The 16,816-nt window shown below is 66.3% G+C and carries 20 protein-coding genes; 5 read left to right on the top strand and 15 right to left on the bottom strand.

All coding sequences use genetic code 11. The features are described 5' to 3' along the window. Window positions 1–145: 145 nt before the first annotated feature. The 5 genes from ACIP1U_RS02840 to ACIP1U_RS02860 all read right to left on the bottom strand — a co-directional run bounded on the left by ACIP1U_RS02840 (window position 146) and on the right by ACIP1U_RS02860 (window position 6,340). Window positions 146–1,291, bottom strand: coding sequence for a BMP family ABC transporter substrate-binding protein (locus ACIP1U_RS02840; RefSeq protein ID WP_400311441.1), 1,146 nt, complete (start codon window positions 1,289–1,291; stop codon window positions 146–148). 54 nt (window positions 1,292–1,345) lie between these two features. Beyond that, window positions 1,346–2,266, bottom strand: coding sequence for an ABC transporter permease (locus tag ACIP1U_RS02845; RefSeq protein WP_400311444.1), 921 nt, complete (start codon window positions 2,264–2,266; stop codon window positions 1,346–1,348). 18 nt (window positions 2,267–2,284) lie between these two features. Then, window positions 2,285–3,394 (bottom strand): ABC transporter permease, encoded by a 1,110-nt coding sequence (locus ACIP1U_RS02850; protein WP_400311447.1) that lies wholly within the window; start codon window positions 3,392–3,394, stop codon window positions 2,285–2,287. Continuing rightward, window positions 3,387–4,955, bottom strand: coding sequence for an ABC transporter ATP-binding protein (locus tag ACIP1U_RS02855; RefSeq protein ID WP_400311449.1), 1,569 nt, complete (start codon window positions 4,953–4,955; stop codon window positions 3,387–3,389). Before ACIP1U_RS02855 ends, ACIP1U_RS02850 begins: the two co-directional genes overlap by 8 nt. Window positions 4,956–5,401: 446 nt before the next feature. Then, the gene (locus ACIP1U_RS02860) at window positions 5,402–6,340 is read right to left on the bottom strand and encodes a pirin family protein (protein WP_400311452.1); all 939 of its coding nucleotides are present in this window, start codon (window positions 6,338–6,340) and stop codon (window positions 5,402–5,404) included. A 675-nt stretch (window positions 6,341–7,015) separates the two neighbouring features. Here ACIP1U_RS02860 and ACIP1U_RS02865 point away from each other — a divergent pair. Genes ACIP1U_RS02865 through ACIP1U_RS02885 form a run of 5 tightly spaced genes read left to right on the top strand, consistent with a single transcriptional unit; the run spans window position 7,016 to window position 10,959 of the window. Next, entirely contained in the window at window positions 7,016–7,732 is a 717-nt protein-coding gene (locus ACIP1U_RS02865; RefSeq protein ID WP_400311455.1) for an ABC transporter permease, read from the top strand. 34 nt (window positions 7,733–7,766) lie between these two features. Further along, complete coding sequence (locus ACIP1U_RS02870) at window positions 7,767–8,711, top strand: glycine betaine ABC transporter substrate-binding protein (protein WP_400311458.1); 945 nt, start codon at window positions 7,767–7,769, stop codon at window positions 8,709–8,711. Window positions 8,712–8,721: 10 nt separating this feature from the next. Continuing rightward, window positions 8,722–9,372 carry an ABC transporter permease gene (locus ACIP1U_RS02875; protein ID WP_022533965.1) on the top strand — a complete coding sequence of 217 codons (651 nt, stop codon included), beginning with the start codon at window positions 8,722–8,724 and terminating at the stop codon, window positions 9,370–9,372. Then, window positions 9,369–10,544 carry a betaine/proline/choline family ABC transporter ATP-binding protein gene (locus ACIP1U_RS02880; RefSeq protein WP_400311461.1) on the top strand — a complete coding sequence of 392 codons (1,176 nt, stop codon included), beginning with the start codon at window positions 9,369–9,371 and terminating at the stop codon, window positions 10,542–10,544. Before ACIP1U_RS02875 ends, ACIP1U_RS02880 begins: the two co-directional genes overlap by 4 nt. Before the next feature lie 40 nt (window positions 10,545–10,584). After that, on the top strand, window positions 10,585–10,959 hold the full coding sequence (locus ACIP1U_RS02885; RefSeq protein WP_400311463.1) for a hypothetical protein: 375 nt from the start codon (window positions 10,585–10,587) through the stop codon (window positions 10,957–10,959). 129 nt (window positions 10,960–11,088) lie between these two features. Here the strand turns inward: ACIP1U_RS02885 and ACIP1U_RS02890 are convergent, their stop codons facing one another. The 10 genes from ACIP1U_RS02890 to ACIP1U_RS02935 are packed head-to-tail and all read right to left on the bottom strand — an operon-like array spanning window position 11,089 to window position 16,771. Beyond that, entirely contained in the window at window positions 11,089–11,319 is a 231-nt protein-coding gene (locus ACIP1U_RS02890; protein ID WP_400311466.1) for an AlpA family transcriptional regulator, read from the bottom strand. After that, entirely contained in the window at window positions 11,316–11,807 is a 492-nt protein-coding gene (locus tag ACIP1U_RS02895) for a hypothetical protein (protein WP_400311469.1), read from the bottom strand. Before ACIP1U_RS02895 ends, ACIP1U_RS02890 begins: the two co-directional genes overlap by 4 nt. Further along, the gene (locus tag ACIP1U_RS02900; protein WP_400311472.1) at window positions 11,804–12,289 is read right to left on the bottom strand and encodes a hypothetical protein; all 486 of its coding nucleotides are present in this window, start codon (window positions 12,287–12,289) and stop codon (window positions 11,804–11,806) included. The genes ACIP1U_RS02895 and ACIP1U_RS02900 overlap by 4 nt, the downstream gene beginning before the upstream one ends. Then, window positions 12,289–12,600: a hypothetical protein gene (locus ACIP1U_RS02905; RefSeq protein ID WP_400311475.1), complete on the bottom strand. Its 312-nt coding sequence runs from the start codon at window positions 12,598–12,600 to the stop codon at window positions 12,289–12,291. The genes ACIP1U_RS02900 and ACIP1U_RS02905 overlap by 1 nt, the downstream gene beginning before the upstream one ends. A 33-nt stretch (window positions 12,601–12,633) precedes the next feature. Then, the gene (locus ACIP1U_RS02910) at window positions 12,634–12,849 is read right to left on the bottom strand and encodes a hypothetical protein (protein WP_400311477.1); all 216 of its coding nucleotides are present in this window, start codon (window positions 12,847–12,849) and stop codon (window positions 12,634–12,636) included. Next, a complete protein-coding gene (locus tag ACIP1U_RS02915; protein WP_400311480.1) occupies window positions 12,842–13,084 on the bottom strand; it encodes a hypothetical protein in 243 nt (80 codons plus the stop codon). The genes ACIP1U_RS02910 and ACIP1U_RS02915 overlap by 8 nt, the downstream gene beginning before the upstream one ends. Next, complete coding sequence (locus ACIP1U_RS02920; RefSeq protein WP_400311481.1) at window positions 13,084–13,242, bottom strand: hypothetical protein; 159 nt, start codon at window positions 13,240–13,242, stop codon at window positions 13,084–13,086. Before ACIP1U_RS02920 ends, ACIP1U_RS02915 begins: the two co-directional genes overlap by 1 nt. Further along, window positions 13,239–13,481 (bottom strand): hypothetical protein, encoded by a 243-nt coding sequence (locus ACIP1U_RS02925; protein WP_400311484.1) that lies wholly within the window; start codon window positions 13,479–13,481, stop codon window positions 13,239–13,241. The genes ACIP1U_RS02920 and ACIP1U_RS02925 overlap by 4 nt, the downstream gene beginning before the upstream one ends. 2 nt (window positions 13,482–13,483) lie before the next feature. After that, a complete protein-coding gene (locus ACIP1U_RS02930) occupies window positions 13,484–16,195 on the bottom strand; it encodes a toprim domain-containing protein (RefSeq protein ID WP_400311487.1) in 2,712 nt (903 codons plus the stop codon). Between the two features lie 21 nt (window positions 16,196–16,216). Continuing rightward, window positions 16,217–16,771, bottom strand: a complete 555-nt coding sequence (locus ACIP1U_RS02935) for a Bro-N domain-containing protein (protein WP_400311490.1) — start codon at window positions 16,769–16,771, stop codon at window positions 16,217–16,219. Window positions 16,772–16,816: the final 45 nt, after the last annotated feature.

The following is a 16,816-nucleotide window of genomic DNA, read 5'->3' on the forward strand; positions in this document are numbered from 1 at the left end:
CCTCGCCTGATGTGGTTCCTAGCCAAACTGCCCCTCACCCCAGCCCTCTCCCCGTGAGGGGAGAGGGAGAACACCTTGCTTAGGCCAGCTCGAGTGGCTTTGGCGCACTCTGCTCAGTGGAGTCCAGGCGGCTTTGGTGCACCCATCAGCCCGGAATCTTCCCTTCCACGCCCTCGACGTAGAACTTCACGCCGTGCAGGAACTTGTCATCCGCGACCTGATCCTTCGCCAGCTGCTCCTTCCCGGTGTTGTCCTTGATCGGACCCTTCCAGATCGGCGCGCTGCCATCGGCAATGCCCTTCTTGCGCTCCTCGACGAGCTTCTTCACATCTTCAGGCACGACCGCGTTGAACGACTTCAGGTCGATCATGCCTTCCTTCAGGCCCCACCACGTGGTGCTGTTCTTCCACTGGTTGTTCAGGACGTCTTCCACCACCTTGTTGTAGTAGACGCCCCACGAGATCACCGACGCGGCCAGGTGAGCCTTGTCGCCGAACTTGGTCATGTCGCTATCCCAGCCGAAGGCATACACACCCTTCTCCTGCGCGGTCTGCACCACCGCGGCGGAGTCGGTGTTCTGCATCAGCATGTCGACGCCCTGGCCGATCAGCGTGGTGGCGGCTTCGCGCTCCTTGCCCGGATCGAACCACTTGTTGACCCACACCACCTTGACCGTGGCGCTCGGGTTGACGCTGCGCGCGCCCAGCGTGAACGAGTCGATATTGCGGATCACTTCGGGGATGGGCACCGACGCGACCACGCCCATCTTGCCGGTCTTGCTCATCTTGCCGGCGACCACGCCCGCCAGGTACGCGCCTTCATAGGTGCGCACGTCGTACTGGGCCAGGTTGTCGGCGGTCTTGAAACCGGTGGCGTGCTCGAACTTCACGTCCGGGAATTCCTTGGCGACCTTGAGCATCGACTCCATGTAGCCGAAGGTGGTGCCGAAGATCAGCTTGTTGCCCTGGCTGGCCAGGTCGCGGAACACGCGCTCGGCGTCCGCGGCGGATTCGGGCACGTTTTCGACGAAGGTGGTCTTGACTTTGTTGCCGAACTTTTCTTCCACGGCCTTGCGGCCGTTGTCATGCGCGAAGGTCCAGCCGGCATCGCCGACGGGGCCGATATAGACGAAGGCGACCTTGAGCGGCTCGGCCTTCTGCTCGGCCGCGGGCGCTGGGGCCGTGCCTGCCGTCTCGGCAGGCTTGTCGGCCTCCTTCTTGCCGCAGCCGGCCAGGGCCAGCACGGCGGTGGCGGCCAGTGCCGCCAGGGTCTTCCTGCGCGTGACGATCATGATTTCTCCTTGTGTGAATTGTTGGTAGCTCAGGGATTTCCGTCAGAAAAACGATCAGGCATTGCCGGGCCGGAACGGCTTGCCCAGCGATGCCGGCATGTTCAGGCGTATCCACGCCGGATTGCGCGAGATCAGCGCCAGCACCACGATGGTGGCCGCGTACGGCAGCATCGACAGGAACTGCGACGGCACCTCTACGCCGATGCCCTGCAGGTAGAACTGCAAAATGGTCACGCCGCCGAACAGCCACGCGCCGATGAGCACCCGGCCCGGGCGCCAGGTCGCGAAGGTGGTCAGCGCCAGCGCAATCCAGCCGCGGCCGGCGACCAGGTTCTCGACCCACATCGGGGTATAGACCAGCGACAGGTAGGCGCCCGCCAGCCCGCAGCAGGCGCCGCCGAACAGCAGCGCGCCGAAGCGGATGGTGCGCACCGGGTAGCCCAGCGCATGCGCGGATTCCGGCGACTCGCCGATCGCGCGCAGCGTCAGCCCGGCGCGCGTGCGGAACAGGAACCACATGATGGCAAGGCACAGCAGCAGGCTGAAATACACCATCCAGTGATGCTGGAAGAACGCCGGACCCACGAAGGGCAGGTCTGCCAGTCCCGGCACGGCCTTGGCCTGTGCAGGCATGGCGAAACCGACGAAGCGCTGGCCCATGAAGGCCGACAGCCCGGTGCCGAAGATCGACAGCGCCAGGCCGGTGGCGACCTGGTTGGTGGCCAGCACCAGCGCCAGCCACGAGAACAGCGTGGCCATCAGCATGCCGGCGAGCGCGCCGGCGGCAAAGCCGAGCATCGGCGACTGGGTCTGGTAGCCGACCATGAAGCCGGCCACCGCGGCGACCAGCATCATGCCTTCGGCGCCCAGGTTGAGCACGCCCGAGCGCTCGTTGATCAACAGGCCCAGCGCCGCCAGCAGCAGCGGCGTGCCGGCGTTGATGGCGGTGGCGATGAGGGGAGCGAGTTGTTCCATGTTCTTTGTGTGCTCCGCTCAGGCCGTGGTGGCGCGCCAGCGCAGGCGGTTTTCGATCAGCGTGTCGCAGGCCAGCAGGAAGAACAACAGCATGCCCTGGAACACCCAGCCTATGGCCGACGGCAGGCCCAGGCGCGATTGCGCCATCTCGCCGCCGATATAGAACAGCGACATCATGATGCCGCCAAAGACGGTGCCGACCGGGTGCAGCCGGCCGATAAACGCGACGATGATCGCGGTGAAGCCGTAGCCCGGCGAGATCGACGGCAGCAGCTGGCCGATCGGGCCGACCACTTCGAACGCGCCTGCCAGCCCCGCGGTCGCACCCGAGATCAGCAGCGCGCTCCACAACGCGCTGCGCGCCGAAAAGCCCGCGTAGCGCGCCGCCGCCGGCGCGGTGCCGCCGACCTGCAGGCGATAGCCGGCGAAGCTGCGGAACACGAACACCGTCATCACCGCCACCAGCACCAGCATCACCGCAAAGCCGGCATGCAGGCGCGAGCCCGACATCAGGTTGGGCAGCAGGAACTCGGACGAGAACACCTTGGACTGTGGGAAGTTCATGCCGTCAGGATCCTTCAGCGGCCCGTTGACCACCCACAGCAGCAACTGCTGCGCGATATAGGTGAGCATCAGCGAGACCAGGATCTCGTTGGCGTTGAACCTGTCCTTCAGCAGCGCCGTGAGCGAAGCCCACGCCATGCCGCCGATGATGCCGGCGAGCGAGGCGAGCACCAGCACCACGGTGCCGTTCATGGTCTGCCCCGGCACGTCGAAATACAGCACCGCGGCACCCGCGCAGATGCCGCCGGCGATCAGTTGGCCGTCGGCGCCGATGTTCCACACATTGGCCCGGTAGCACACCGACAGCCCCAGCGCGCACAGCACCAGCGGCACGGTCTTGAGCAGCACTTCGCCGATGGCGCGCTTGTCGCGCAGCGGATCGGCCAGGAACACCTTGAGCGCGGCCACCGGGTCTTTGCCGAGCACCAGGAACAGCAGCGCGCCGAACAGCAGCGTCAGTGCCAGCGCGACCACCGGCGAGGCATAAGCCATAGTGCGCGACGGCAGCCCGCGCGGTGCCAGCGTGAGCGGGGAGCGGGGGAAGAGGCGTCGCACATCAGCCATGGCTTGCCACCTCCGCAGTGCGTGCCTGGGCGGGACCGCCTTCCCACAAGCCGCTCATCCACAGGCCGACCTGCTCGCGCGTGGCAATCTCGGTTGGCACCGACGGCGACAGGTGGCCCTTGGCGATCACGTGCAGCCGGTCGCAGATCGCAAACAGCTCGTCGAGCTCTTCCGACACCACCAGGATGGCGCAGCCGGTGGCTTTCAGCGCCAGGATTTCGTTATGGATCTGCGCCGCGGCGCCCACGTCCACGCCCCAGGTCGGTTGCGCCACGATCAGTACCTTCGGGCCGCTTTCGATCTCGCGGCCGACAATGAATTTCTGCAGGTTGCCGCCGGACAGGCTGCGCGCCAGCGCATCGGGTCCGCTGGCCTTGACGCGGAAGCGGTTGATCACTGCCGCCGCGAGCTTGGTCGCCGCGCGCGGCGAGATCATGCCCTGCCGCACGTACGGCGGCGTCTGGTGCGACAACAGGATATTGGTGCCGAGGCTCATGCCCGGCACGGCGCCACGGCCCAGGCGTTCTTCCGGCACGAAGGCCAGCCCTGCGCGTCGGCGCTGGCGCGCATCGAGCCTGCCGACAGGCTTGCCGCCAAGCTGTACCGAGACATTCGACGCGCGTGTGTCTTCTCCAGACAGCGCGGCGAGCAATTCCTGCTGGCCATTGCCGGACACGCCGGCGATGCCGACGATCTCGCCCGCATGCACGTCGAGCGAGATCCGGTCGAGTTCGGTGGCAAAGGCATGCGAGCGCGGCAGCGACAGTCCCTGCACGCTCAGCCGCACCGGGCCGCGTTCGGCGGCGACGCGTGCCTCGCGCGGGGGCTCGCCGCCGATCATCAGCCGCGACAATGACGCCGCGGTTTCCCGGCGCGGATCGCACACGCCGGTGACCTTGCCCATCCGCATCACGGTGGCGTGATGGCACAGCGCGCGGATCTCGTCGAGCTTGTGGCTGATGTAGAGGATGCTGGTGCCTTCATCGGCCAGTTGGCGCAGCGTGACGAAGAGCGTTTCCACGGCCTGCGGCGTGAGCACCGAGGTGGGCTCGTCCAGGATCAGCAACTGCGGGTTGGCCAGCAGTGCGCGCACAATCTCCACGCGCTGGCGCTCGCCGACCGACAGCGTGTGCACGTGGCGGTTCGGTTCCAGCGGCAGGCCGTAGCGTTCGGCGGTAGCACGGATGCGCTCGGCCAGCTGCCTGATGTTGCCTTGGTTGCCCTGCTGGCTGGCCGGCAGGCCGAGCGCGATGTTCTCGGTCACGGTCAGCGTGTCGAACAGGGAGAAATGCTGGAACACCATGGCGATGCCCAGGTTGCGGGCATCGTGCGGGCTGTTGATCGTGACCGGCGCACCGTTGAAGTGCATCTCGCCCGCATCGGGCCGGACGGCGCCGAAGATGATCTTCATCAGGGTGGATTTGCCGGCGCCGTTCTCGCCCAGGACGGCGTGGATTTCGCCGGGAGCGACAGTAAGGCTGACGTCGTCGTTGGCAACGACGCCCGGATAGCGCTTGCTGATATGGGCAAGCGCCAGCCTGGGAGGGGTTTGTGATGTCACTGAGGCGGCTCGGGTTGTTGTGAGGGCAGCAACGTCGGGATGAGTCAAAGCGCGGCAGTGCGTGGCGCAGGATCGCCGCGACGCATTGCAGCATTCATCATGAACTGGTGATGCTGGATATTGGTGATGAATTATATAAGTGCGCGGGGTCTGGAAGGCCTGGAACGGGCGTGTGTCCAGTCCCCGCAACGGTTGCAGGCAGGTTGCAAGTCGCATGCCGGCGACGGCACGAAAAAAAGCCGCCGCCTCCTGGAGGAGGCGGCGGTCTTGTGGTTGCCGACGACGCCGGAACTGCGAGGGTTTTCTCCCCTCTCCCATTTATGGGAGAGGGGCGGGGGAGAGGGCCGGAGTCTCGACGTAGTGAAAGCCGTTGCCATTGCCAGCGCCGGCCCTCTCCCCCAACCCCTCTCCCGCGCGCGGGAGAGGGGAGTAAACCGGCGGGCCGATCACGCCTGCGAACCCGCCGCGATCGTAGCGAACCGCCCTTCCCGGAAATCCGCCAGCGTCTGGTAGATCTGCTCCTGCGTGTTCATCACGAACGGGCCGTACTGCGCAATCGGCTCGTTCAGCGGCTTGCCGGCGATCAGCAGGAAGCGCGCGTCGGCGTCGGCCCGCACCACCACGCCGTCGGCGGTGCTGGCATTGTCCAGCACGCCCATGCGCTGGGCCTCGACCACTGCCCGGTCGTCGCCGTCGCCGATCGATACCTCGCCCTGGTACACATAGACAAAGGCGTTATGCCCGGCCGGCAGCGCCTGCGTGAACGTCTGTCCGGCCGGCAGGTGCACGTCGAGGTAGAGCGGCTCGGTCACCGGGCGCGTCACCGCGCCGGCCACGCCGTGGCTGGCACCGGCCAGCACGCGGACCGTGCCGCCGCTTCCGTCGCTCCCCAGTGCCACCGTCGGAATCTCGGCCGACGGCATGTCGCGGTACCACGGCGCGGTCATCTTGTCCGCGGCCGGCAGGTTCAGCCACAGCTGGAAGCCTTCCATGCGGCCGTCTTCCTGCTCGGGCATTTCCGAGTGCACCACGCCGGCGCCGGCCACCATCCACTGGGCGCCGCCGTTCTGCAGCAGGCCTTCGTTGCCGGCGCTGTCGCGATGGCGCATGCGGCCGGCCAGCATATAGGTGATGGTCTCGAAGCCGCGGTGCGGGTGATCGGGGAAGCCGCCGACGTAGTCGTCCTTGCTGTCGGTACCGAAGGCATCGAGCATCAGGAACGGGTCCAGCCGGCGCTGCAGGTTCTGCGTCAGCACGCGGGTCAGCTTGACGCCGGCGCCGTCGGACGTGGCGATGCCCCGCACGACGCGGTCCACGGTGCGCGAACGTTGCACGCTTTCCGCGGCGGTGGCGGCAACGGTGGTGAAGGGGTTGCGGGTATCCATGTCTTTCTCCTGTGGGCGGGAGGCGCTGCGATCGTGCTGCGCGGTCCCGTCGTTTCAGCTACCCCGTCAATTTAGTGGTTTGGCTGGGAAAGAGTAGAGGGCGGGAAGGCAACAGATTGTTCCATCCATGGGTCGGGATGGGGCCGCTGCTATCGAATTTGGAACGGCGCAACAGGCCGCGCAAGCCCCGGAGGCCGGTGCCGCGAACGCCTGGCAGAAGCATAAAATTGCCGCAGAATTGGAGCTGGAAAGCGGAAAGATGACAAGATCGATGAAGATCGCTATAATAGCGCTCTCTTTGTCATCCGTTGATGTGAATTGCAAGGTGGCCGAATCCGCGCCAGCCCTTGCCAGTCAACGGCCGATGGATCGGCGGCGCGCCGAAAAACCTCAATACCTGCGCTGCCACTGGCCAACTGGTCGCCACGCCTTACGCGTCGCCGGTTGCGCCGCTTCAGGGACTGCCCGGACGCATGGCCGGCTTCCCGTCAATCGGGCTCCCCGCCAACGCGGAAGAACCCACAGACCGTCCGCCGGCAATCGTGCCGGTCATGGCGGCAATGCAATCTGAACCGGGCCGGTGGCGCCTCCATCTCCGCAACCACCAGCCCATATTGTTTTCCGCGATCGGGAAGTGGCGTCTTGCGCTCTTTTCGGCCCGGAGGAGGGGAGAGTATGTCAAAGCAATCGGCCCGGTCTTTCGCCTGGGCAGGTCTGACGCTTGCCGCGATCGCTGCATTGGTCGCGTGGATCGGCGTCGATGTGATTCAGAAGTATCAGGAACGCCTGATTTACGACGTCGCCGACCACCTGCGCCTGGTCGCGATCTCGATGGCGCTGGCGCTGGCCACCGGCATCCCGGCCGGCATCGCGCTGAGCCGCCCGTGCATGCGCCGCTGGGCCGACCGGCTCATGCAGGTCTTTAACGTCGGCAATACAGTGCCGTCGCTGGCGGTGCTGGCACTCGCGCTGGCAGTGCTAGGCATTGGTGAGCGACCAGCGATCCTGGCGCTGTGGCTGGCATCGCTGCTGCCGATCGTGCGCAACACCTACGAGGGGCTGCGCAATGTCTCGCCCACGCTGCTGGAGGCGGCGCGCGGCATCGGCATGACGCCGGTGCAGCGGCTGGTGCGCGTGGAACTGCCGAACGCGCTGCCGGTGATGCTGGCTGGCATCCGCATCGCGCTGGTGATCAACGTCGGCACAGTGCCGCTGTCGTTCCTGATCGGCGCCAACAGCCTGGGTGAACTGATCTTCCCGGGCATCTACCTGAACAACCAGTCGCTGCTGCTGCTGGGCGCGGCCGCTACCGCGCTGCTGGCACTGGCACTGGACGCGCTGTTCGCCGCTGCCGGCCAGATGTACCTGCGCCGCCGCGGGCTGGCACGCTGACGCGCTTACAAAGGGGGCCGACATGAAAGACCCAATGCAATTCATCCGCCGCCGTGCGCGGCGTGCCGCGATGCTGGTGGCAGTCGTCACCGCGTTCGCGGCAGGGCTGGCGCTGGCCACGGCGCCCGGCGCGCACGCCGCCGATGCCGCCGCAGCACCGATCCGCGTGGGCGGCAAGAACTTTACCGAGCAGTTGCTGCTGTCGTCGATGACGTCGAAGTACCTGCGCGCCAAGGGCTTCAACACCGAGCTGACCGCCGGGCTGGGCAGCACGCTGATGCGCCAGGCCATGGAGAGCAACCAGCTCGACGTGGTCTGGGACTACACCGGCACCGCGCTGATCGTGTTCAACAAGGTCCAGGAGAAACTTGGTGCCAAGGAAAGCTATGAGCGCGTCAAGCAGATGGACGGCGCGCGCGGGCTGGTGTGGCTGGAAGCCTCGGGCATCAACAACACCTACGCGCTGGCCATGCCGAAGGAGCGGGCAGCGGCCAGCGGCGTGACCACGCTGTCGGCGTTTGCCGAGCAGATGCGCAAGGCCGGCCCCGACGCCAGCCACCCGTTCGCGGTCGACATGGAATTCGCCGCGCGCCCGGATGGCCTGGAGCCGCTCAAGGCGCTGTACAAGCTGCCGTTCTCGCGCCGCGACGTGATCCAGCTCGACCCGGGCCTGGTCTACACCGCGCTGAAGAACAACCAGGTGGAACTGGGGCTGGTCTACGCCACCGACGGCCGCGTCAAGGGCTTCGACCTCGTGCTGCTGGAAGACGACCTGCATTTCTTCCCGCCGTACAACGCGGTGCCGGTGGTGCGCAAGCCGGTGCTCGACAAGCATCCGGAGCTGGCGGGCCTGCTCAATGCGCTCGCGGCCAAGCTCGACAACCAGAGCATGACCGACATGAACTACAAGGTGGACATCGGCCAGCAGCCGGTGGACAAGGTGGCGGAGGATTTCCTGCGCAGCCACGGACTGATCTGAGGAGGGCCGCATGGACTTGATCTCATACCTGCAGCACAGCTGGCCCACGCTGCTGAAGATGACCGGCGAGCATCTCGCGCTGGTCGGCTCGGCGGTGGGGCTGGCGATCCTGATCGGGGTGCCGCTGGGCATCGTGATCACGCGCTTCCGCGCGCTGGCGACACCGCTGCTGGCGCTGGCGACGATCGTGCTGACGCTGCCGTCGATCGCGCTGTTCGGCCTGATGATCCCGATCTTCGCGCGCTTCGGCCATGCGCTGGGGTACGTGCCGGCGGTGACGGCGGTATTCCTGTATTCGCTGCTGCCGATCATGCGCAACACCTACACCGCGCTGGCCAATGTCGACCCCGGCATTCAGGAAGCGGGGCGCGGCATCGGCATGACCACCTGGCAACGCATGCGGCTGGTCGACCTGCCGCTGGCGGTGCCGGTGATCCTTGGCGGCGTGCGTACCGCCGTGGTGATGAATATCGGGGTTGCCACCATTGCCGCCATCATCGGCGCGGGTGGCCTTGGGGTGCTGATCCTGCAAGCGATCAGCCAGAGCAACATGAGCAAGCTGGCCGTGGGCGCGGTCCTGGTCAGCCTGCTCGCCATCGTGGCGGACGCTTTCCTGCAGTGGTTGCAGCGGGCGCTGACGCCGAAGGGGATCCGTCTATGATCGAACTCGACCAACTCACCAAGTCCTTCCCGCAAAAGAACGGCGCTGAAGTGCGCGCGGTGGATTCCGTGTCGCTCAAGGTGCCGAGCGGCGAGATCTGCGTCTTCCTGGGCCCGTCGGGCTGCGGCAAGACCACCACGCTGAAGATGATCAACCGGCTGATCGAGCCCACCTCCGGCACGGTGCGCATCGAGGGCGAGGACACGCGCGGCATCGATGGCGTGACCCTGCGCCGCAAGATCGGCTACGTGATCCAGCAGATCGGCCTGTTCCCCAACATGACCATCGAAGAGAACATCATGGTGGTGCCGCGCCTGCTCGGCTGGGACAAGAAGCAATGCCGGGAACGCGCGCGCGAACTGATGGCGATGGTGCAGCTCGATCCCAACCTGATGCTTAGCCGCTATCCGCGCGAGCTGTCGGGCGGACAGCAGCAGCGCATCGGCGTGATCCGCGCGCTGGCGGCCGATGCGCCGGTGCTGCTGATGGACGAGCCCTTCGGCGCGGTCGACCCGATCAACCGCGAGAGCATCCAGAACGAATTCCTGCAGATGCAGCGCCAGCTCGGCAAGACCGTGATCATGGTCTCGCACGATATCGACGAAGCCATCAAGCTGGCCGACAAGGTGGCGGTGTTCCGCCGCGGCAAGCTGGTGCAGTTCGATCACCCCGACGCGCTGCTGGCGCATCCGGCCGATGAGTTTGTGCAGGCCTTCGTTGGCCATGACAACACCCTCAAGCGCCTGCTGCTGGTGCGCGCCGGCGACGCCGCCACCATGCCGCCGAGCTGCCGCCCCGACATGCCGCTGGCCGAGGCGCTGGGCGTGATGGACGATGCCGACGTGCGCCACCTGCCGGTGGTTGACGACGCGCAACGCGCGCTGGGCTATGTCACGCGCCGCGACGCGCGCTCGGGCAAGGGCATGTGCAGCGAAGCGATGCGCCCGTTCGCGGTCACCGCGGCGTTCGACGAGCACCTGCGCATCGTGCTGTCGCGCATGTACCAGCACAACACCAGCTGGTTGCCGGTGATGGGCGCGGACGGCGACTACCTGGGCGAAGTGACGCAGGAATCCATCGCGGGCTACCTTAGCTCGGGTCGCTCGCGCGGCCAGGCGGCGCTGGCGATGCCCACGGCTGCCGCGCCGGCGCCGCTGCGCGCGGCAGCCTGAGAGCAGGGCAGAGCGCGGGCATCCGGGCTATGCTTGAGGCATGCTCCGCTACTGCCGTTCCCCGCTTTGCCTGGTCGTCGAAACCCGCTGGCTGATCCCGCGCGGGTTTGACGGCTTCACGCCCGGCCCGCTGATCCTGCTGCGGCCCGGCGCCAGCGACGCGCTGATCGAGCACGAGAAGGTCCACGTGCGCCAGTTCTGGCGCAGCTGGGGGCTGATGGGCGTGCTGTATCTCGCCAGCCGGCGCTGGCGGCTGCGCTATGAAGTCGAGGCGTACCGCGAGCAGTTGCGGCACTGTCACCCGGACTCGGCCTACGCATTTGCGCGCGTGCTGGCGCAGAAGTACCGGCTGAAGATTTCAGAGGCCGAAGCCTACCGGCTGCTGACGCAGTGTCCGGAATCCACTTCCGAATAAGAACGGCCCGCACCGGTTGCCTGGTGCGGGCCGTTTTGCTGTCTGGCGGAAGCGGTGGGGGCCAAACACGTCCCGCCAGCCCTTATCTGGTTTGGGTCTCACATCGTCAGCCAACCCTGACCCCAGTTTTCACCCCAGTTGCGCCAGCGCTGCGCCGGCGATCCGCAGGGGAGCGGCCGCCGCTGGAGCTCGGCCAGCTTTCTCCGCCAGCCATGCGTCGATGTCATCTTCAATCCACGCTACGCGTCCCGGAGTCAGCTCAAAGGGTTTCGGGAAGCGTCCCTTGGCGATCATCGCGTAGATGGTCGACTGGCTCAGGCTGACCTTTTGGATCACGTCTTTGATGCGAATTGCTCTCATTTCAGCCCCTCAATGTCTCGGGTCAAGCCCATGGCCGTTCCAAGCTCGGCGCTGCTCCACGAATGCGACGACGCGAAGGCGGCCAAGGCGCTAACCTCATGCTGCGGCAGCACCAGCAACTGCAGCAGCATGGCGAGCCTCTCGCGCCACGGCCTCAGGAAGTGCCTGCGCTGGTGGGCATCGACCGCCAGCGGCGTACCTTCGCTCGTGTCGAGCGCACCGCCAATGATGAGCTGCGCTGGCGCCAGGCCGTCCAGTTCGTCCCGTCCGGTCACCCACCAGGCGTACCGTTGTGCCGCCAGGGCTTCGACGGTCGTCTCCACCAGGATGGCCTCGGCAATGGTCAGCAAGTTTTCGCGGGTCGCCTTCGGAAAATCGGTCAGCGTCTTGCCGGCAGCGTGCGCCTCCGGATACAGGCCGGTGCAGATGATCTGCGCCACACGCTGAACGTAGGGAACTGCCGGCTCCTGTTGGGATGTCGTGGTCATACTGTCAGCTCCGAATGGAGGATCTCGCCGGCAGCCACCGGGCCGGCGGTTGTGGCCTTGTTGTTGACCTGCAGCGTGGCCACCAGCAGCTGGCGGCGGGTGCAGGTACGCTGCATATCGTCGGTGAGGTTGAGCCCCTGGCCGATGGCGCGGAACTCGTCGCCAGTCACGCCGAGCCGGCCACGCTCGCGGAAGCGCTTGCCGACGTCCGCGACGGCAACGACCGCCGCATCCATGGCGTCGCAAAGCGCCTGGTTGTCCGGGAAGTAGAGCGTCGCCGCCACCTGTCCCACGTTGATGCGGAAAGCCAGCGTGTGCCAGGCGGACTCGGTGGCGGTGCCGTCAAGGATCTTGCTCAGCTCGATGTGTGGGATCAACTGCAGGTCGACCTCGGCATTGCTGCTGAAGCGGTACATGACCGGCAGGCAGGCCTCGCGCGGACGATAGGCGCGCCGGCTCTTGCGGTGCTTGCTGGCGGGCATTACTCCACCTCCGGCGTATTGCATGCGTCGATATCAGCCGCGACGAGCGGACCCTTGGGGGCCCACTTTTCACCGTCCCACCGGCAATGGTCTTTCACGCCAAAGTAGTGATGGACGCCTTGCCGGTCCCACAGCGGCGCCCCTGCCGAGCGCAGCCAGCGCCGGATGATCTCGCGGCCGATGGCCTCGGCCAGTTCGCAAGCCTTGGCATCTTCGAACGCCGCAGGGTTCGCCTGGGCGATGTGCCAGAGCGAAGCGATGTGGCTGTCGGTGAAGTGCGGCAGCTGCCGCGTGTCGATGTGGAAGGTCACTTGATGTTCCATGGCGAAACCTTGTGGCTACGATCAGTCATCGGAGTCGCCGGCAGCGCGGCGCTTCAGGTCGGGGGTGCCGCCGGCGGGACGGCTCGCCGCGCGCTGCTGCTCGCGGCTGGCCATGGCCCGGGCCGCGGCTGCCAAGGCGCTGCGCAGTAGGTCGGACATGGCATCGAAAGGGGTGGCAATCCGCATGGCGCGATGGGCGCGGCGCAGGTCGGCGTCAGTGAGGGTGGGCTTAGCCATGGCGGCCTCCTCGACGAATGAACCCGTCCCACACGCCGCGGCCGTAGCACACGGTGAAGAACAGGCTCACCCAGAACATGCCCGGCTCACCTGTCGCAGCGGTCAGGTATAACCAGGCCGGCTGGCCGAGCAGCCCCACCAGGGAGCCCCAGCGGGCGTGCGCGGCGCCAGAGTTGAGCAGGTAGATGGCGCCGGCCGCGGTGGCGATCATCCAGAGGTTGAGCAGTGCGAGCATCAGGCGGCCCTCCCAATAGCGCGCGCACAGCAGAAGCGGGGGGGCTCGGTCAGGTGGTCCAGGGCGCCCAGCTGGGCATCCAAGCGGCTGCGGGCGATGGCGGTGAACTGCATGCGCACCCCGCTGTGCGAAACGATGTAGACCAGGAACGCGCTCATGCCGGCTCTCCTGCGGATTCGGGGACCGTGGGCATGACGACCGGCTCTCCGGCCAGCAACGCACAGCAGCCTTCTTCGAGATGAATCACGACAGAGCATTCGTTGCCATCGTGCAGCGTGACTTCCAGCGTCTGGGTGGCGAACCAATAGGGCCTGTCGTCGTGGGTGGCCAACTGGAACTGAACTGGCTTCACGGCGATCCTGGCCGCGGCGCATAGTGAGGTTTTGATGGAATTCATGCTCACGCTCCTTTGTTGCCCGAGCGATCCTCGAAGACCCAGCACTTGACCGTGGTGGGGCGCCTTGGCGCGTGGGAATACTCGGCGTTGTGACGCGCGTTGATCGCGCTGTTGACAACCCTCAGCTCCACGAACTTGCGATGCCGCGAGGTACGCAGCACGCGCTTCAGATCCGTCAGCGGAGGGAGGTTGAGGCGGCGGTCGTTTGCCACCTGTTCGAAGTGCCGCAGGCTGATGGCGATAATTCCGCCATCCCCCCGGGCGTGGTTCAGCACGGCGTGGTCTTCCTCCGCCGATTCGATGTGGTCGTACAGCTCCCAGAATTCCTGCACCAGCGGGTGGTCCGCGCCGATGGCCTGCTGGCGCTCGGCGGCCATGGTCACCAGTTGCCTGATGGCGGCGTCGCGGTATTCCTTGGGCAGCGGCACCACGTGGCCGAGGCAGTCCACGAGCGCCATCACCTGGGCGTGGTTCTTCACCAGGCGCTGATGCTTGACCTCGGGGTGCTTCACCAGGTGGTCCTGGTACACAGGCATGCGCTCCACGTAGGAGGCCAGGATCTCGCGCTCCTTGAGGATCGCGGTCAGCAGGAAGCCGGAGACGTCTTCCACCGGCATCTGCTCCAGCTCTCGCGCGGCGGCGAACGTGTCGGGGCTCTGGCCGGCGCGGTCGAAGTACAGGTGGACGATCCGCTGCAGCACCGCCTCGCTGGCGTTGACCTCGGCGTTCTGGCTGATGACGACCGTGCCCCGGAAGGGCGGCTCGTAAGTCTCGTTGCCGGCGTTCTTGACGCCGCGCGCCCGCGTGCTGCGGCCGTTGTAGGCGGTTTTCAGCTCGTTCCAGTCGAAGCCCTTGACCTTGGCGCCATCCTCGCCCCGGTCGCCTTCGATCAGCACCACCGGCAGATTGGACACCTGGGCGAAGTTGCGCGCCCGTGCCGCCAGCGAGGACTTGGACGGGTCGAAGCCCTCGTAGTCTCGCCGCCCGCACAGCTTCCACAGGAATTCGATCAGCGTCGATTTGCCGGCGCCGGGTTCCCCCACGACCTCGAGGAACGGGAAGCTCTTCTGCTTGACCCCTTCGCCCTCCCGGATCTGCTCGGCGAACAGGCTGCCCAGCCAGAAGGCGAGGGCCACGATGGCCTTGGCGCCGAAGGCACGCCACAGCAGCTCTAGCCAGTCGTGGCGGAATGCCTTAAGGTCTGTGTTCAGCGAGAGCCCAGCCGAGCCGCCGATGGTCTTGATGGACAGGCGCCCCACGTCGAAGAAGTCCTCGTCGTTGAGCGCGTGGAGCTTGCCGCCCTTGACTGCTACGTCCGCGTAGACATAGCAGCCGTGCTCCTTGGTGTACCCCACGAAGTCGATGGTCTGCACGCTCTTGATGCGGTGCATCTGCTCCTTCAGATAGCTGTCCAGCTGCCCGTTGGAACCGGTGTAGAAGGCGCCCGGTGCCACGGCCAGCAGCCGCTTCTTGAACTCGGTGGCGGACGCGACCTGGGAGCTGGTGAAGGTGTTCTTCACCGGTTGCGAGTCGTGGGGGAACGCGACGCGGAAGTAGTACCAGGCTTCGTCGGTCACGGCGTTTGCCTGGTAGTAGAGAACGGTCGGCAGGCATGTGGCGATGTTGGTGACCACGCCGGCCTTGAGCATGGCCTCGTCGCGCAGTTCCGCCTCGCTCATGTCGGCGTGCGCGCTGCGCACGGCGTCCATCTCACGGTTCAGCGCTTCCAGATCGACCTTGAACCAGTACAGCTTGCTGTCGAAGTCGAAAGCGAATTGGCTCATGCCGGTGCGACCGTAGATGAGCCGCGCCTTCTCGGCCGCGCTGGGGGCGGCCAGCAGGTCGCCCAGGTAGCGGTACTCTTCCAGGTCCTGCGCGGATAGCTTGCCGAGCTGGTGCAGATCGTTCCAGTCGCGCTTCTTCGCGCCGACCTGTTTGGGTAGCGCGATAGAAGCTTCCCAGCCGGCGTCGCGGCTGCGCTTGAGCCACTGCCTGGCGTACCGCGTCCCAGCATGGTCCGCATCCAGGGCCCACACCAGCTTCGGGCGTGCGCGGCCAGCGGCGGCACACTGCTCGGCCAGCGCGGCCAGTGCTGTGCCCGGGTAGTTGTTGCAGGACAGCGCCGCCACCGCCGGCACGCCGTGGTGCCCGAGCGCGATCGCGTCGAAGATGCCCTCCACGATCCACAGCTCGGCTGCGCCGGATGTTTCCAGCACCGGCGGCTGCCACCACATGCCGCCGTAGCTGCCATGGAATGTCCCCTTGCGCGCGCCGAAGCGGTGCGGCTGGTCGATGATCCGCTCCCAATAGATGCCGGCGCCCAGCGCGAACCGCACGGTGGCGCTGCCGATCTTCAGATCGTGGCTATAGAAGCTCTCCTGGGTGTACCAGCCACGCACCTTGTCCAGGTCGAAGCCACGGCCGTCGCGCATGTAGGCGTCAGCGGCGGCTTTCGGGCTTTCGGGCGTTGACTGGTGGCGGTCGCTCCAGCTCTCGAACAGATCCGGGTACAGGTCCTTGATGTGGAGCTCGGCCCCGCAGTGGTTCAGGCGGTTGCAGCGCACGACCCACGGTGCATCGCCAAAAGCCCACAGCGTCTTCTTGCCGCAGGACGGGCACTTGCCGTCCTCCAGCTTTTCGCCGCCGCGCTTCTGCTTGAAGGCGTAGTCGCGCAGCAGGCGGCTGGTGACTTCGCTGTGCAGGGATGGGTTCATGCGCATCGGCTCCAGACGGGATCAGGCCACGCCGTCTAGGCGTTGTTGCTGGAGGCCCGGTGCGAGCGAGTCCAGGTCTTTCAGGGGCATGCCGAGCAGGCGGGACACATGCCGCAGGTTGGCGTACAGCTCTGCGGCCACACCGGGCGAGCGGATGGCCGCGAGTTCCATGACCAGCGTGCCCCGGTAGCGCAGGGCGGCCAGGTGTTGCGGTACGGTCAGCGTGGCCACCTTGCGCGGCGGCTGCCGGCCTTCGAGAACGTCGAGAGCCCAGCAGCGGAAGGCCTTGGCGCGTTCGGTGCGGGCCAGCATGCCGAGGAGGTAGCAGCCGCGGGGGCTGAAGATGCGAACCTGCTGGCGGCCGCCGGCGGTGTCCAGCTCGACGAGCTGGGTCATCTCGGCGGTGAACTCGTCGGCGTTGCGGCTGAAGAGATTCTGGATATCCGCAGCCGGATTCCTGTAACCAAGGGCATTTGCAACCTGCAAGCCCCTTAGCCAAGGTACGTTGTGAATATCCACTACATCAAACTCGATGTTTTCGAAGGTGAGGACGGCGGTTTCAGAGAGATTTGGCATAGCAGTAGGCAACAGGTGTCCCTCACGCCCGAAAGGGGCATGAGC

Origin of the sequence: Cupriavidus sp. NPDC089707, from assembly GCF_044748965.1 — a bacterium.
In the GTDB taxonomy this organism is placed as follows: Bacteria; Pseudomonadota; Gammaproteobacteria; order Burkholderiales; family Burkholderiaceae; genus Cupriavidus.

Bases quoted from the DNA above. Each gene is read 5' to 3' on its own strand.
- ACIP1U_RS02840 (WP_400311441.1), bottom strand. From the start codon at position 1,291: ATGATCGTCACGCGCAGGAAGACCCTGGCGGCACTGGCCGCCACCGCC.
- ACIP1U_RS02845 (WP_400311444.1), bottom strand. From the start codon at position 2,266: ATGGAACAACTCGCTCCCCTCATCGCCACCGCCATCAACGCCGGCACG.
- ACIP1U_RS02850 (WP_400311447.1), bottom strand. From the start codon at position 3,394: ATGGCTGATGTGCGACGCCTCTTCCCCCGCTCCCCGCTCACGCTGGCA.
- ACIP1U_RS02860 (WP_400311452.1), bottom strand. From the start codon at position 6,340: ATGGATACCCGCAACCCCTTCACCACCGTTGCCGCCACCGCCGCGGAA.
- ACIP1U_RS02865 (WP_400311455.1), top strand. From the start codon at position 7,016: ATGTCAAAGCAATCGGCCCGGTCTTTCGCCTGGGCAGGTCTGACGCTT.
- ACIP1U_RS02870 (WP_400311458.1), top strand. From the start codon at position 7,767: ATGCAATTCATCCGCCGCCGTGCGCGGCGTGCCGCGATGCTGGTGGCA.
- ACIP1U_RS02875 (WP_022533965.1), top strand. From the start codon at position 8,722: ATGGACTTGATCTCATACCTGCAGCACAGCTGGCCCACGCTGCTGAAG.
- ACIP1U_RS02880 (WP_400311461.1), top strand. From the start codon at position 9,369: ATGATCGAACTCGACCAACTCACCAAGTCCTTCCCGCAAAAGAACGGC.
- ACIP1U_RS02885 (WP_400311463.1), top strand. From the start codon at position 10,585: ATGCTCCGCTACTGCCGTTCCCCGCTTTGCCTGGTCGTCGAAACCCGC.
- ACIP1U_RS02890 (WP_400311466.1), bottom strand. From the start codon at position 11,319: ATGAGAGCAATTCGCATCAAAGACGTGATCCAAAAGGTCAGCCTGAGC.
- ACIP1U_RS02895 (WP_400311469.1), bottom strand. From the start codon at position 11,807: ATGACCACGACATCCCAACAGGAGCCGGCAGTTCCCTACGTTCAGCGT.
- ACIP1U_RS02900 (WP_400311472.1), bottom strand. From the start codon at position 12,289: ATGCCCGCCAGCAAGCACCGCAAGAGCCGGCGCGCCTATCGTCCGCGC.
- ACIP1U_RS02910 (WP_400311477.1), bottom strand. From the start codon at position 12,849: ATGGCTAAGCCCACCCTCACTGACGCCGACCTGCGCCGCGCCCATCGC.
- ACIP1U_RS02915 (WP_400311480.1), bottom strand. From the start codon at position 13,084: ATGCTCGCACTGCTCAACCTCTGGATGATCGCCACCGCGGCCGGCGCC.
- ACIP1U_RS02920 (WP_400311481.1), bottom strand. From the start codon at position 13,242: ATGAGCGCGTTCCTGGTCTACATCGTTTCGCACAGCGGGGTGCGCATG.
- ACIP1U_RS02925 (WP_400311484.1), bottom strand. From the start codon at position 13,481: ATGAATTCCATCAAAACCTCACTATGCGCCGCGGCCAGGATCGCCGTG.
- ACIP1U_RS02930 (WP_400311487.1), bottom strand. From the start codon at position 16,195: ATGAACCCATCCCTGCACAGCGAAGTCACCAGCCGCCTGCTGCGCGAC.
- ACIP1U_RS02935 (WP_400311490.1), bottom strand. From the start codon at position 16,771: ATGCCAAATCTCTCTGAAACCGCCGTCCTCACCTTCGAAAACATCGAG.